13 protein-coding genes are annotated in these 14,861 nt (G+C 61.4%); 1 reads left to right on the top strand and 12 read right to left on the bottom strand.

The genetic code is table 11. The features are described 5' to 3' along the window. Window positions 1-248: 248 nt before the first annotated feature. The gene (ftsZ, locus tag ACSQ3J_RS13895) at window positions 249-1,274 is read left to right on the top strand and encodes a cell division protein FtsZ (RefSeq protein ID WP_060502759.1); all 1,026 of its coding nucleotides are present in this window, start codon (window positions 249-251) and stop codon (window positions 1,272-1,274) included. A gap of 2 nt (window positions 1,275-1,276) precedes the next feature. Here ftsZ and ACSQ3J_RS13890 read toward each other — a convergent pair whose 3' ends face one another. The 12 genes from ACSQ3J_RS13890 to mdh form a co-directional block, all read right to left on the bottom strand. After that, window positions 1,277-2,584 (bottom strand): CHASE3 domain-containing protein, encoded by a 1,308-nt coding sequence (locus ACSQ3J_RS13890; RefSeq protein ID WP_436039316.1) that lies wholly within the window; start codon window positions 2,582-2,584, stop codon window positions 1,277-1,279. Window positions 2,585-2,694: 110 nt separating this feature from the next. Further along, window positions 2,695-3,192, bottom strand: coding sequence for a DUF2867 domain-containing protein (locus ACSQ3J_RS13885; protein ID WP_436039315.1), 498 nt, complete (start codon window positions 3,190-3,192; stop codon window positions 2,695-2,697). A 119-nt stretch (window positions 3,193-3,311) separates the two neighbouring features. Continuing rightward, complete coding sequence (gene lpdA, locus ACSQ3J_RS13880; RefSeq protein WP_436039314.1) at window positions 3,312-4,718, bottom strand: dihydrolipoyl dehydrogenase; 1,407 nt, start codon at window positions 4,716-4,718, stop codon at window positions 3,312-3,314. A 23-nt stretch (window positions 4,719-4,741) separates the two neighbouring features. After that, window positions 4,742-5,500, bottom strand: coding sequence for an SDR family oxidoreductase (locus tag ACSQ3J_RS13875; protein WP_436039313.1), 759 nt, complete (start codon window positions 5,498-5,500; stop codon window positions 4,742-4,744). Beyond that, entirely contained in the window at window positions 5,497-5,991 is a 495-nt protein-coding gene (locus tag ACSQ3J_RS13870; RefSeq protein ID WP_436039312.1) for a hypothetical protein, read from the bottom strand. Before ACSQ3J_RS13870 ends, ACSQ3J_RS13875 begins: the two co-directional genes overlap by 4 nt. A gap of 2 nt (window positions 5,992-5,993) precedes the next feature. After that, a complete protein-coding gene (locus tag ACSQ3J_RS13865) occupies window positions 5,994-6,635 on the bottom strand; it encodes a LysE family transporter (RefSeq protein ID WP_436039311.1) in 642 nt (213 codons plus the stop codon). A gap of 28 nt (window positions 6,636-6,663) precedes the next feature. Continuing rightward, window positions 6,664-7,077: an MAPEG family protein gene (locus ACSQ3J_RS13860; protein ID WP_436039310.1), complete on the bottom strand. Its 414-nt coding sequence runs from the start codon at window positions 7,075-7,077 to the stop codon at window positions 6,664-6,666. 12 nt (window positions 7,078-7,089) lie between these two features. Further along, the gene (odhB, locus tag ACSQ3J_RS13855) at window positions 7,090-8,328 is read right to left on the bottom strand and encodes a 2-oxoglutarate dehydrogenase complex dihydrolipoyllysine-residue succinyltransferase (RefSeq protein ID WP_436039309.1); all 1,239 of its coding nucleotides are present in this window, start codon (window positions 8,326-8,328) and stop codon (window positions 7,090-7,092) included. Between the two features lie 76 nt (window positions 8,329-8,404). Next, the gene (locus ACSQ3J_RS13850) at window positions 8,405-11,401 is read right to left on the bottom strand and encodes a 2-oxoglutarate dehydrogenase E1 component (RefSeq protein ID WP_060502751.1); all 2,997 of its coding nucleotides are present in this window, start codon (window positions 11,399-11,401) and stop codon (window positions 8,405-8,407) included. Between the two features lie 169 nt (window positions 11,402-11,570). Beyond that, on the bottom strand, window positions 11,571-12,473 hold the full coding sequence (gene sucD, locus ACSQ3J_RS13845; protein WP_037097360.1) for a succinate--CoA ligase subunit alpha: 903 nt from the start codon (window positions 12,471-12,473) through the stop codon (window positions 11,571-11,573). A gap of 19 nt (window positions 12,474-12,492) precedes the next feature. Continuing rightward, window positions 12,493-13,686 carry an ADP-forming succinate--CoA ligase subunit beta gene (gene sucC, locus ACSQ3J_RS13840; protein WP_060502749.1) on the bottom strand — a complete coding sequence of 398 codons (1,194 nt, stop codon included), beginning with the start codon at window positions 13,684-13,686 and terminating at the stop codon, window positions 12,493-12,495. A 46-nt stretch (window positions 13,687-13,732) separates the two neighbouring features. After that, a complete protein-coding gene (mdh, locus tag ACSQ3J_RS13835; RefSeq protein WP_060502748.1) occupies window positions 13,733-14,695 on the bottom strand; it encodes a malate dehydrogenase in 963 nt (320 codons plus the stop codon). Window positions 14,696-14,861: the final 166 nt, after the last annotated feature.

Here is a 14,861-nt window from a genome sequence, read left to right as displayed (position 1 = left end):
CCTGCGGTCCCCCCACCCGGCCTTTCAGGCCACCTTCTCGCCGCCGGGGAGAAGGGACAGATCACCCTCCAGAAACCCTCGCCAGCACAGCAATTTTAGCTGTGACTCTTGCACGCGCGCCGTCTCTCTGCCTTTTTGCCATCATAACCTGCAGCGGCCTGATTCGCGCCCGCTCCGCTTCGTATTCGATGCAGCTCCCGGAACGCGCTTCCACACGCCGGGGCCGCAACCAAGTCCAAGGAGACAAGATGACAGAGATCAAGAAACCCGTGATTTCGGAAATGAGGCCGAAGATCACTGTCATCGGCGTCGGCGGCGGTGGCGGCAATGCCATCAACAACATGATCTCCGAGGGCCTGCAGGGCGCCGAATTTGTTGCCGCCAACACTGACGCGCAGGCGCTGACCATGTCGAAGGCGACCCGGCTGATCCAGCTCGGAGCACAGGTGACCGAAGGTCTCGGCGCAGGCTCGTTGCCGGAAGTCGGCCGCGCTGCAGCCGAGGAATCGATCGACGAGATCATGGATCATCTCGGCGGCACCCATATGTGTTTCGTCACCGCCGGCATGGGTGGTGGCACGGGCACCGGTGCCGCACCGGTCATCGCTCAGGCCGCGCGCAATGCCGGTATCCTGACGGTCGCCGTCGTCACCAAGCCGTTCAGCTTCGAAGGCAAGCGGCGCATGCAATCGGCTGAAGAAGGCATCGAACGGCTGCGTGAAGCGGCCGATACCGTCATCGTCATTCCCAACCAGAACCTCTTCCGTATCGCCGACGCCAAGACCACCTTTGCCGACGCGTTCGTCATAGCCGACCGGGTTCTCTATTCCGGCGTCGGCTGCATCACCGACCTGATCGTCAAGGAAGGCCTGATCAACCTCGACTTCGCCGACGTCAAATCGGTGATGAAGGGCATGGGTCGCGCGATGATGGGTACCGGCGAAGCCAGCGGCGACAGCCGCGCCTCCAAGGCAGCCGAAGCAGCGATTGCCAACCCGCTGCTCAGCGAAGTTTCGATGAAGGGTGCCAAAGGCGTGCTGATCTCGATCTCCGGCGGCTCCGACATGACGCTGTTCGAAGTCGATGAGGCAGCGACCCGTATCCGCGAGGAAGTCTATGAGGACGCCGACATCGTCGTCGGCGCGATCTTCGACAAGAGCCTTGATGGCGTCTTCCGCGTTTCCGTCGTTGCCACCGGCCTCGACGGTCAGGCTGCGGGCACCGATGCCGGCGCAATCCCCGCGCAGGCGGCTCAGTTCCGCACCCTGCAGTAAGCCTATCGACGCGCGGCGCTGGTATCCCCGGCGCCGCCGTTTTCTGTCAGGATTGAGGCTGGCTGCGCTGCCGGATCGAACCGCACCCGGAATGCGCTGACCGGATGCGCGATGTTCTTGACCTTGAGGAATCCCAGATCATCGAAAACCAGATGCCGCTGCTTGCGGATGTGATCGCGAACCGCGCGTGAGATGCAGATCCCGCCGGGATCCGCCATTGGCTCCAGCCGCGCTGCTACATTCACCGTATCGCCAAAAATATCGCCATCCTGCACGATGACATCGCCGACATTGATGCCGATGCGGAACATCAGATGCTGTTCTTCCGGCAGGTCTGCGTTGTCCGCCGCCATCGTCCCCTGGATTTCCACCGCGCAATCGATCGCCGACAGCGCACTGGCAAAGGCGACAAGCACGCTGTCGCCCGCCGTGGTGACAATGCTGCCGCTGTGATTGGCAATGATCGGATCGATCCGGTCCCGCACGTCTTTCAGCCGCGCTAGGGTCTGGGCTTCATCGCCCTCCATCATCCGGCTATAGCCAACGATATCGGCCGCCATGATGGCGAGCAGCTTGCGGTCTAGATGCTGCAGTAATTCGTCGCGCGACGCTTCTGCCGACCGTGCGCGCCGCAATGTGGCGCGCACGGCGATGACGCCCATCAGGGCGGTCAACATCGCCAGCCCGATCACCATCATCTCCAGCACGAACCCGGCGCGGCGCGCCTGATTGGCCCTGAGCGTCATCAGGCTTTCCTCTTCCCTGCGCATGCGCTCCAAAACGTCACGCACGCCATCCATCAAGACCTTGCCCTGACCGTTGCGCAGCATGGCAATGGCGGCGCCTTCATCGCCGGCGCGGCGATGCTCGATGGTCTGGCGCAGCTCTGACAGCTTCTGGGTGGTCAGCGACCGCAGCACCGCAACATTGCCGTCCTGGCGGCGATTGTCGGACACTCCGGTGGCAAGGCTCTCCACGCTGGCGCTGATCGCGCTGACAGCCTTGTCATAAGGCTCGAGGTAAAAGGGGTCACCGGTCAGAAGATAACCGCGCTGTCCGATTTCCGCATCCTGGAGCTGGGATTGCACGACGGAAATCAGGCGCTCGTTGTGAACCGTGTGTGCGACGGCCTCGTCCGCTTCCTGGCCCTTCTTGGACACCCAGAAGGATGCCCCGAGCAGCAGGACGATAAACACGGCGACGCCCACGGTGATCAGCCGCAGGTTCTGTCCTGCCTCGTAGCGGATGTGACGGATGACCGTCGATGTTCTTGGACCGGAAAGCTTGGGCGCACTGAAATCGGATGCCACGGATATCTGCCTTGAGCCAGCGGTTGCGCCGTCAGAAGGAAATGGCGCGCAACCGCGGTTTTACAAGGGCGGACTGGCTGGCGTCTCGCAAGAGCCCGCGGCCTGGACATTCAGTTCACGGCCATGACCGGACGGGCGAGCCGCGCCAGCATCGTCCTGACGATCAGCCGGTGAAACGGTGTGATGACAGCAATGTAGATCTTGCCCAGCAGGATCTTGCGGCGCACCAGCGTCGTGACGCTGACCCTTTGGGCGAGTTCACCGGCCTGGCGCACGTCGATGACGGTGCGGAAATCCAGATGCGTGTCGTCAAAGCCGAGTACGGCCTGTTCACTGGATTTCGAAATGACGGGAAAAAAGCCGATCATCTCCGTTTGACTGCCTGGATGATCGCCCGAGCCCTTCAGTCCGAAGGGGCGGACAACCAGATTTCGCAACCACAACAGAGCACGTGCCCAGACCGGAAAAACACCCATTGCACGCCTGCTCGCGGAAATCGCGTTTGTCGATTGGCCGGGAACAACGAGCTCGTAACAATCCGCCCAATCGGCGAGTGGCAGGGCTGGGTGTGGCAAAGTGACAGGAACGGAATGTGTGCGGGGGGCCATCGACGCGTGCTCCTTGAATGCGCCGATTCTAGACCGCGCACTCAGGAGCCGCAAAGGGGCCGATTGTCACGGCCCCCTCATACCAAGTCTCTCATCGAGACTTTGGTATTGCTGGTTTCTTACATATGGATCGGCTTGAAGAAGGTCGCGAGAGCGGCTTCCTTCACCGCTTCCGACATGGTCGGATGGGCATGGCAGGTGCGGCCGAGATCTTCCGAAGAGCCGCCGAATTCCATCAGAACGGTGATTTCGTGGATCATTTCGCCAGCGCCGAAGCCGACGATGTGACCACCGAGAACCCGGTCGGTTTCCTTGTCAGCGAGGATTTTCACGAAGCCGTCCGTCTGCAGCATGGCGCGGGCGCGGCCGTTGGCGGTGAACGGGAACTTGCCGACCTTGTAGGCGATGCCTGCAGCCTTCAGCTCTTCCTCGGTCTTGCCGACGGAGGCGACTTCCGGCTGGGTGTAGACGACGCTTGGGATGACGTCATAGTTCACGTGGCCAGCCTGACCGGCAATGATCTCGGCAACGGCAACACCTTCGTCTTCAGCCTTGTGGGCAAGCATCGGGCCGCGCACGACGTCACCGATAGCGTAGATGCCGGTAACGTTGGTCTGGAAGTGTCCGTCAATCTCGACACGGCCACGGCTGTCCATGACGACGCCGGCTTCCGCCAGGCCAAGACCATCGGTGAATGGCTTGCGGCCGGTGGCGATCAGCACGACATCGGCATCGATCGTCGCAGCATCGCCGCCCTTGACGGGTTCGAACGTCACCTTGGCGCCGCCGCCGGCCTTCTCAACGCCGGTCACCTTGGCGCCGAGCTTGAAGTCGATACCCTGCTTGGCGAGCATCCGCTGGAACTGCTTGGAGACTTCGCCGTCCATGCCGCCGAGGATCGTGTCGAGATATTCGACGACGGTCACCTTGGCGCCAAGACGCGACCAGACGGAACCGAGCTCAAGGCCGATGACACCGCCGCCGACGACGACCATGGTGGCTGGAACCTTTTCCAGCGCGATGCCGCCGGTGGACGAGATTATGATCTTTTCGTCGATTTCAACGGGAACGCCGGGGATGCCTGCGACATCCGAACCGGTGGCGATGACGATGTTCTTCGTCTCGATGACCTGCTCTTCGCCCTTGTCGTTGGTGACGGAGACCTTGCCTTCGCCAACAACCTTGCCGGTGCCCTGGAAGGCATCGATCTTGTTCTTCTTGAACAGGAAGGCGACGCCATCGGTGTTCGACTTTACCGTCGCATCCTTGTGGGCGAGCATCTTGGTCAGGTTCAGCTTCGGGGCTGCAACCTCAACGCCGAGCGCGTCGATGCCGTGAGCCGTCTGGTGGAAGACTTCCGACGCATGCAGCAGCGCCTTGGAGGGGATGCAGCCGATGTTGAGGCAGGTGCCGCCATAGGTGGCGCGCTTCTCGATGACGCCGACCTTGAGGCCGAGTTGGGCTGCCTTGATGGCGCAGACATAGCCGCCGGGGCCAGTACCGATAACGATGAGATCATAAGCCATGGAAAAGTCCTTCCTGAGAGCGGCTAGCGTCCGCCGCTGACGTTGAGAATGGCGCCCGTAACATAGGACGACGAAGGGGAGAGAAGATAGAGAACGGCGTCAGCGACCTCTTGCGCAGTGCCCGGCCGTTTCATGGGGATGGTCGGCCCGAGTTCGCGGGCGCGGTCCGGAAGCCCGCCGGAGGCGTGGATATCCGTATCGATGATGCCGGGGCGCACCGCATTCACACGGATGCCGTCGGAAGCGACTTCCCGCGACAGGCCGACGGTGAACGTATCGATGGCTCCCTTGGAGGCGGCATAATCGACATATTGCCCGGCCGAACCGAGCACAGATGCCACCGACGAAATATTGACGATGACGCCGCCCTTGCCACCGTGACGGACGGACATGCGCCGGACGGCCGCAGCGGCACAAAGGATCGAGCCGGAGACATTGACGCGCAGCATGCGCTCCAGCCGCTCGGCGGTAATGTCCTCGACGCGTGCCGGCATGCCGACGATGCCGGCATTGTTGACCAGCCCGTCGAGACGGCCGAACCTCTCGTCGATCGCCGCAAAGATAGCAGCAATCCCGGCCTCGTTGCCGACGTCGCCTTCCACCGCAATCGCAACACCACCTTCCGCTTCGATCGCAGCCACGACTGCGTCAGCGGCAGGGCGGTTGGAGGCATAGTTGACGGCAACCGTCCAGCCTTGCTCGGCGGCAGACCGGCAGATGGCGGCACCGATGCCGCGGCTGCCGCCGGTGACCAGCAAAACGGGCCTGTCATTCCGCGTCATTGGCTGCATCCCTTGAAGGTCAGAACATCCCAGGGCGCGACAGTCGCCTTGCCCCAGATCGATGAATTGCGGATCGCCGGGCCGAAATCGGGCAAAAGTACCTGCGCGGCGGCTTCGAGGCCTTCGCCGGGCAGCGAGAGGACCTTGCCATCCGCACCGACTGAATAGATCACGCCCTGCCAGATCGTGCAGGCAGCGATGTCGTCGCCGGTCACGTCACCTTCCGGGCATTTGTGCATGATCATGCCGTTGGCGCGCACGGGCTCGTCGGATTGCATGACGATGCCATCAAGCACCAGATCGGTCTTGCCGACCTTGACCTTGAAATGATTGCTGGTGGCGGCACTGGCCGAGCCGACCGGCTCGAAATGCAACTCGTAAGCATTATCCGCATCGCCATAGATCGCCTGTTCCTGCAGGCAATCGGCGGCACCTGCCGGCGAAACCGCCAGCAATGCGCTCAGGATCGATGCGAGGATGGCAAGACGCATGCTCAGGCCGCCTTTTCGGTGGCGAGCTTCAGGCCAAGCGCAATGAAGACCATGCCGCTGGCGCGGTCGATCCACTGGCTGGCGCGCGAGAAGGCGGCGCGCATCTTCGGCGTCGTCATGAACATGCTGACACCGACGAACCAGAGGATCAGGCAGCTCGCCATTACCAGGCCGTAACCGAACTTGACCATGATCGGCGTATGGGCGCTGACCACCGTCGAGAAGATCGACAGGAAGAAGAAGACCGGCTTCGGGTTCAGTGCATTGGCCGCAAAGCCGAGACCGAATGCCTTCAGCCCGGACTGACGCTTTTCACCGGCCTGCACCCCTTCGGCATGCGCCGTCATGTCGGTCTTGCCCGCCCGCAGCGACTTGACGCCGATATAGAGAAGGTAAGCGACACCGCACCATTTGACGATGTTGAACAGGTAGATCGACTGCGAGATGATCAGCCCAAGACCGAGGATCGTATAGGTCACATGGAACATCAGCGAGGTGCCGACGCCGAAGGACGTGATGATGGCGGAGCGGCGGCCATTGACGATCGACTGGCGCATGACCATGGCAAGGTCTGCGCCCGGAGAAACGATAGCGAAGGCGAAGATGGCCATCAGCGACGCGAGTTCGAACAGATAGGGATGCACTGCACTCTCCGTTTACCGCTGCGGGACGTCAGAAAATCAGCGTCGCGACCATGATGAGAAGCCCGGCGAGCGAACCGAGCCAGATGAGCGAGCGGATATAGGGAACACCCGCCAGATAAAGCGGAATATAAAGGATCCGGCAGACAAGCCAAGTCCAGGCACCGGTCAGGCCCCAGCCGGTGAGATCACCGTTGATGGCCAGCGCAAGAGCCAGGCCGACAAAAGCCGGATAAGTCTCACGGAAATTCGCCGATGCCCGGGCCGCCCGGCCGGCCAGTTTGCCGGAGGGTTTCTTTTCCTCATCCCGCGGACCGGCATTCCATGCCGATCCAAGTTCGAGGGTTGCAGAAAAGCCCTGCAGTGAGACATGAAACACCAGCAGCACCACGCTCCATGCAAGAAGCGTGACGAAGGGCGATACCGCCAGTGCTGCCGGGTCCATGCCTATCGTTCCTTACAGGTCGAGAACGAGGCGTTCCGGATCTTCCAGGCTTTCCTTGACGCGCACGAGGAAGGTAACCGCTTCCTTGCCGTCAACGATGCGGTGGTCATAGGAGAGCGCGAGATACATCATCGGACGGATGACGATCTGGCCGCCGACGACGACCGGGCGATCCTGAATCTTGTGCATGCCAAGAATGCCCGACTGCGGCGCATTGAGGATCGGCGAGGACATCAGCGAACCGTAGACGCCACCATTGGTGATCGTGAACGTGCCGCCCTGCATGTCGCCCATGGAGAGGGCGCCATCGCGAGCGAGCTTGGCGAGACGGCCAAGATCCTTCTCGACTTCGGCGATCGACATTTCGTCGGCGTCGCGGATGACCGGAACGACGAGGCCCTTATCAGTGCCGACGGCCATGCCGATATGGCAGAAGTTCTTGTAGATGATGTCGGTGCCGTCGATCTCGGCGTTGACCGAAGGAATTTCCTTCAGGGCATGCGTCACAGCCTTGGTGAAGAAGCCCATGAAGCCGAGCTTGACGCCGTGCTTCTTCTCAAAGATGTCCTTGTACTTGGTGCGCAGCGCCATCACGGCCGACATGTCCACCTCGTTATAGGTGGTCAGCATCGCTGCTGTGTTCTGCGCATCCTTGAGGCGCTTGGCGATGGTCTGGCGCAGGCGGGTCATCTTGACGCGCTCTTCGCGCGGCGCGTCCTCGGCCGACGACGGACCACGCGATACGGCCTTTACCGGCTCGGAAGCGGCTGGTGCCAAAATGCCCTTGGCAACGGCAGCGATGACATCGCCCTTCAGAACCTGACCGCGCTTGCCGGAGCCATCGACCTGATCGGCCGAGAGATTGTTTTCAGCCAGCATCTTGGCGGCGGCAGGGGCAGCCGGCATGGCGGAAGCAACCGGCGTGGAAGCTGGTGCAGCGGCAGCAGCAGCCGGGGCTGCGGCTGCTGGTTCGGCCTTCTTTTCGGCAGCGGCCGGAGCAGCAGCGCCTGCAGCGCCAGCGGCGATGTTGCCGAGCAGCGCGCCGAGGCCGACGGTCTCGCCGGCAGCGGCGACGATTTCGGACAGCACGCCAGCGGCTGGCGACGGAACTTCGATCGTCACCTTGTCGGTTTCAAGTTCAAGCAGCGGCTCATCGGCCTTGACGGTATCGCCAACCTTCTTGAACCAGGTACCGATGGTGGCTTCGCTGACGGATTCGCCCAGAGTGGGAACGCGGATTTCTGTGGCCATGATTTTTTGTCGTCCGTTGATCGGGTGTCGGTTTCTGTTGAGGCAAAAGAGGGAGGCCTTTCAGCCTCCCGTTTTCTTAGCCCCCGAGGGCGTCTTCGAGGAATGCGGCAAGCTGGGCGAGATGCTTGGACATCAGGCCCGTCGCCGGAGAGGCGGCAGCCGGACGGCCGGTGTAACGCACGCGCTGGTACTTTGCATCGATATGGGCAAGCACCCATTCCAGGTACGGGTCGATGAACGACCACGCGCCCATGTTCTTCGGCTCTTCCTGGCACCAGACCATTTCGGCATGGCGGAAGCGCGAGAGTTCGTTGATCAGCGCCTTGGCTGGGAACGGATAGAGCTGTTCGACGCGCAGCAGGTAGACATCGTCGATGCCACGCTTTTCACGCTCTTCCAGCAGGTCGTAATAGACCTTGCCGGTGCAAAGCACGACGCGGCGGATCTTGGCGTCCTTCTGCAGCTTGATCGGGCCGTCCTTGATGACCTCGGCATCGTCCCAAAGCAGACGGTGGAACGAGGTCTCGCCCGCCATTTCCGACAACGAGGAGACAGCACGCTTGTGGCGCAGCAGTGACTTCGGCGTCATCATGATCAGCGGTTTGCGGAAGTCACGCTTCGTTTGGCGGCGCAGAATGTGGAAGTAGTTCGCCGGCGTCGTGACGTTGGCGACCTGCATGTTGTCTTCGGCGCACATCTGCAACCAACGCTCAAGGCGGGCCGAGGAATGTTCCGGACCCTGGCCTTCGTAGCCGTGCGGCAGCAGGCAGACGAGACCCGACATACGCAGCCACTTGCGCTCACCCGACGAGATGAACTGGTCGAACACGACCTGCGCACCGTTGGCGAAGTCGCCGAACTGGGCTTCCCAGAGCGTCAGCGCGTTCGGACGGGCCAGCGAATAGCCGTATTCGAAACCGAGTACAGCCTCTTCCGAAAGCATCGAGTTGATGACTTCGTAACGGGCCTGGGTCGGCGACAGGTTGGCCAGCGGGATGTAGCGGTCTTCGGTTTCCTGATCGTAGAGAACCGAGTGGCGCTGCGAGAACGTGCCGCGTTCGCAATCCTGGCCCGACAGACGAATCTTGGTGCCGTCGATGCAAAGCGTGCCGAAAGCCAGCGCTTCGGCCATCGCCCAATCGACGCCTTCACCGGTCTGGACCATGTTGGCCCGGCCGTCCATGAAACGCTGAATGGTCTTGTGGGCATGGAAGCCCGCCGGAACTTCCGACAGCTTGCGGCCTACTTCCTTGAGCGACTTCATCGGAACCGAGGTCTTGCCGCGGCGCTGCTCATCCTGGTTGTCGGCGGCGCGAAGTCCCGACCACACACCGTCCAGCCAGTCGGCCTTGTTCGGCTTGTAGGATTGGCCTGCCTCGAACTCCTGCTCGAGATGCGCACGCCAGTCGGCCCGCATCTTTTCCAGTTCGCCTTCGGTGATCAGGCCTTCGGCGATCAGACGCTGGGCGTAGATCTGCACGACCGTCTTGTGGGCGCGGATGACCTTGTACATTTTCGGCTGCGTGAATGACGGCTCATCACCTTCGTTATGGCCGAAGCGGCGATAGCAGAACATGTCGACGACGACAGGCTTGTGATACTTCATCCGGTATTCGGTGGCGATCTTGGCAGCGTAGACGACCGCTTCAGGATCGTCGCCGTTGACGTGGAAGATCGGCGCTTCGATCATCTTGGCAACGTCCGACGGATAGGGCGACGAACGCGAGAAGGCCGGATTGGTGGTGAAGCCGATCTGGTTGTTGATGATGAAATGCACCGTACCGGCAACGCGGTGACCGCGCAGGCCTGACAGGCCGAGGATTTCAGCCGTGACGCCCTGGCCGGCAAAGGCAGCGTCGCCGTGCAGCAAAAGCGGCATGACTTGCGCGCGCTCGGACAGCGGAATGACGTCGCCTTCGAAGATCTTCGCCATCTGGTCCTGCTTGGCGCGGGCCTTGCCCATGACGACAGGATTGACGATTTCCAGATGCGACGGGTTGGCCGTCAGCGACAGGTGAACCTTGTTGCCGTCGAACTCGCGGTCCGAGGAGGCACCCAGATGGTACTTCACGTCGCCCGAGCCTTCAACGTCGTCCGGTGCGTAGGAGCCGCCCTTGAACTCGTGGAACACGGCGCGATGCGGCTTGCCCATGACGTTGGTCAAGACGTTCAGACGGCCGCGATGGGCCATGCCGAGGATGACCTCTTTCAGGCCTTCCTGACCGCCGCGCTTGATGATCTGCTCCAGCGCCGGGATCAGCGATTCACCGCCGTCGAGACCGAAGCGCTTGGTGCCCTTATACTTGACGTCGATGAACTGCTCGAAGCCTTCGGCCTCGATCAGCTTCTGCAGGATGGCCTTCTTGCCCTCAGGCGTGAAATCAACACCCTTATCCGGGCCTTCGATGCGTTCCTGGATCCAGCCTTTGATTTCCGGATCGGAGATGTGCATGAACTCGACACCGAGCGTCGAGCAATAGGTGCGCTCGAGAATGTCGACGATCTCGCGCAGGGTTGCGTATTCAAGACCAAGCACGTTGTCGATAAAAATCGGCCGGTCCATGTCTTCCGGGCCGAAACCGTAGTTCGACGGCGAAAGCTCGTGATAATCCTCGACCGGAGCGGCGATTGCCAACGGGTCGAGCTTGGCATGCAGGTGGCCGCGCATGCGGTAGGCGCGGATCAGCATGATCGCGCGCACGCTGTCACGGGTCGACTGGTGAACGTCGGCGGGCGCTGCGGCAACGCCGGTCACGGCAGCCTTGGCTTCGGCCTTCGCCTGAACCTTCTTTTCGATGACCTTTTCAACCGTGCCCCAGTCGCCGTCCAGCGCCGAGACCAGTTCGCCACTGGCTTGGATTGGCCAGTGTGGCTTCTTCCACGAAGCGCCCTTGGCGGCCTTGATCACGTCTTCCGGCTGCTCCTGCAGCGCCTTGAAGAACGACTGCCATTCGCCGGAGACCGACGACGGATCGTTTTCGTAGCGCGCATAGAGCTGGTCGATATAGCCAGCATTCGCTCCATCGAGGAACGAGGTCAGCTGAAATTGCTCGTTGGCTTCTTGCCGTGCCATGGTGTTCCGCGGACCTGTCCGTCCGCCTCCTGACTAGTTAACTCTGCCGGGTGGATGGCCCCGGTAAACCGCATTTTCGAGAGCGCCGGATGCGCCCCCGCGTCATCAGATGGTGCGGACCGGGCCAACCGCAATGGGCGGCCCGGTCACGTTATTCGCTTGGAACGTCTCAGCCCTTGAGGACTTCGACCAGCGTCTTGCCGAGGCGCGCCGGGGAAGGCGATACCTTGATACCGGCCGCTTCCATGGCCGAGATCTTGGATTCCGCATCGCCCTTGCCGCCGGAAACGACAGCACCGGCGTGGCCCATGGTGCGGCCCTTCGGAGCGGTACGGCCGGCGATGAAGCCTGCCATCGGCTTCTTGCGGCCCTTCTTGGCTTCGTCGATCAGGAACTGGGCTGCATCTTCTTCAGCCGAGCCGCCGATTTCGCCGATCATGATGATCGAGGTCGTGGCCGGATCGGCCAGGAACATCTCAAGCACATCGATGAACTCGGTGCCCTTGACCGGGTCGCCGCCGATGCCGACAGCCGTCGTCTGGCCAAGGCCTTCGTTCGACGTCTGGAACACGGCTTCATAGGTCAGCGTGCCGGAGCGCGACACGATACCGACCGAACCCTTGCGGAAGATCGAGCCCGGCATGATGCCGATCTTGCATTCTTCCGGCGTCAGGATGCCCGGGCAGTTCGGGCCGAGCAGGCGCGACTTGGAGCGGTCGAGGCGAGCCTTGACGCGAACCATGTCCATGACCGGAATGCCTTCGGTGATGCAGGTGATGAACGGGATCTCGGCTTCGATCGCCTCGATGATCGCGTCGGCAGCACCTGCCGGCGGAACGTAGATCACCGATGCGTCTGCGCCGGTGCGTTCCTTGGCTTCAGCGACGGACGCGAAGATCGGCAGGCTTTCGCCCTTCGAGCCGGTCCAGGTTTCGCCACCCTTCTTCGGGTGGATACCACCGACCATCTGCGTGCCGTAGTAGGCAAGCGCCTGTTCGGTGTGGAACGTACCGGTCTTGCCGGTCAGGCCCTGAACCAGGACCTTGGTATTCTTGTTGACGAGAATAGACATGAGTTCGGGTCCTTAAAAATTAGGCGTTGATCGCAGCGACGATCTTCTTGGCCGCATCGTCCAAGTCGTCTGCCGCCGTGATCGCGAGACCCGATTCGTTCAGAATCTTCTTGCCGAGCTCGACATTGGTACCTTCGAGGCGCACGACGAGCGGAACCTTGAGGCCGACTTCCTGCACCGCAGCGACAACACCTTCAGCGATGACGTCGCACTTCATGATGCCGCCGAAGATGTTGACGAGGATGCCCTCGACCTTCGGGTCAGCCGTGATGATCTTGAAGGCAGCAGCCACCTTCTCCTTGCCGGCGCCACCGCCGACGTCGCAGAAGTTTGCCGGCTCCTTGCCGTACAGCTTGATGATGTCCATCGTCGCCATGGCGAGACCAGCGCCGTTGACCATGCAGCCGATGTTGCCGTCGAGAGCGACGTAAGCGAGGTCCCACTTGGAGGCTTCGATTTCCTTGGCGTCCTCTTCGGTCTCGTCGCGCAGCGCCTTGACGTCGTCGTGGCGGAAAATCGCGTTGCCGTCGAAGGACATCTTGGCGTCGAGGACACGCAGATGGTCATTCTTCATGACGATCAGCGGGTTGACCTCGAGCAGCGCCATGTCCTTCTCGTTGAAGGCTTTGTAGAGGATCGGGAACAGCGACTTGGCGTCTTCGGCAGCAGCGCCCGAAAGCTCGAGTGCCTTGGAGATCGCAGCAACGTCAGCGTCGGTCACGCCCGTTTCCGGGTCGATTGCGATTGTGTGGATCTTTTCCGGCGTGTCATGGGCGACAGCCTCGATGTCCATGCCGCCTTCGGTCGAGACGACGAAGGCAACGCGGCCAACCGAACGGTCGACCAAAAGCGAGAGGTAAAGCTCGCGGGCAATGTCGGCGCCGTCTTCGATGTAGAGGCGGTTGACCTGCTTGCCGGCTTCGCCGGTCTGCGCGGTTACCAGCGTGTTGCCCATCATTTCCTTGGCATGCGCCTTGGCTTCGTCGATGGAGAACGCCAGGCGAACGCCACCCTTGGCATCCGGGCCGAGTTCCTTGAACTTGCCCTTGCCGCGGCCGCCAGCGTGGATCTGGCTCTTGACGACGTAGAGCGGGCCTGGAAGCGACTTTGCAGCCGCTTCTGCCTCGTCGGCGGAGAAGATGGCAACACCTTCTGCGACCGGAGCGCCAAAGGTCTTCAGCAGAGCCTTGGCCTGATATTCATGAATGTTCATGGGGATATTTCCTGTTTAAGCCGAGCGGTAATTACGTGAGGCGCAATTACTTCAGGCTGGGCGCGATGGCGACGCAGGCTTCGCAAAGACCGGCAACCGCGGCAACCGACTTGTCGAAGGCTTCCTGTTCGGCCTTGTTGAACTCGACTTCGATGATACGCTCGACACCACCGGCGCCGATGATCGTCGGGACGCCGACATACATGTCCTTGACACCGTACTGGCCGGTGAGATGGGCGGCGACGGGCAGAACGCGCTTCTTGTCCTTGAGGAAGGATTCAGCCATTTCGATCGCCGAAGCGGCCGGAGCGTAGTAGGCCGAACCGGTCTTGAGCAGACCAACGATTTCGGCGCCACCGTCACGGGTGCGCTGGATGATTTCTTCGAGGCGTTCCTTGGTGACCCAGCCCATCTTGACCAGATCGGTCAGCGGAATGCCGCCAACGGTCGAGTAACGGGCAAGCGGCACCATCGTGTCGCCATGGCCGCCGAGAACGAAGGCGGTGACGTCCTGGACGGAAACGTTGAATTCCTGGGACAGGAACAGGCGGAAGCGCGAGCTGTCGAGAACGCCGGCCATGCCGACAACCATGTTCTTCGGCAGGCCGGAGAACTTCTGCAGCGCCCAGACCATCGCGTCGAGCGGGTTGGTGATGCAGATGACGAAAGCGTTCGGGGCATACTTCTTGATGCCGGCGCCGACCTGTTCCATCACCTTGAGGTTGATGCCGAGCAGATCGTCGCGGCTCATGCCCGGCTTGCGGGCAACGCCGGCGGTGACGATGCAGACATCGGCGCCTTCGATTGCGGAATAGTCGCTGGCACCGGTCAGGTTGGCATTGAAGCCTTCGACGGGGGAGGACTGAGCGATATCGAGACCCTTGCCCTGCGGAATGCCGTCAGCGATGTCGAACAGGACGATATCGCCCAGTTCCTTCAAGCCGGCGAGATGCGCCAGCGTGCCACCAATCATTCCAGAACCAATAAGTGCGATCTTGTTGCGCGCCATGAAAGTGCTTCCTTTGCGATCCAAATCTGACAAGGCCTGACGTGGCGCTCTAAGCGCAGACTGTGGCAAACCTTCGGCGCTAGGAATTAAGCTTCAAAATCTAAAATATCAACCGATACTTTCGGACAGAACAATTTCAATCGGTTAGATCATAAAATTCTTACGT

Source organism: Rhizobium sp. LjRoot98 (assembly GCF_964252935.1).
Classification (GTDB): Bacteria; Pseudomonadota; Alphaproteobacteria; order Rhizobiales; family Rhizobiaceae; genus Pararhizobium.
Note: the sequence above shows the minus strand (reverse complement) of the source record. Positions and strands in the feature narration are given on the sequence as shown.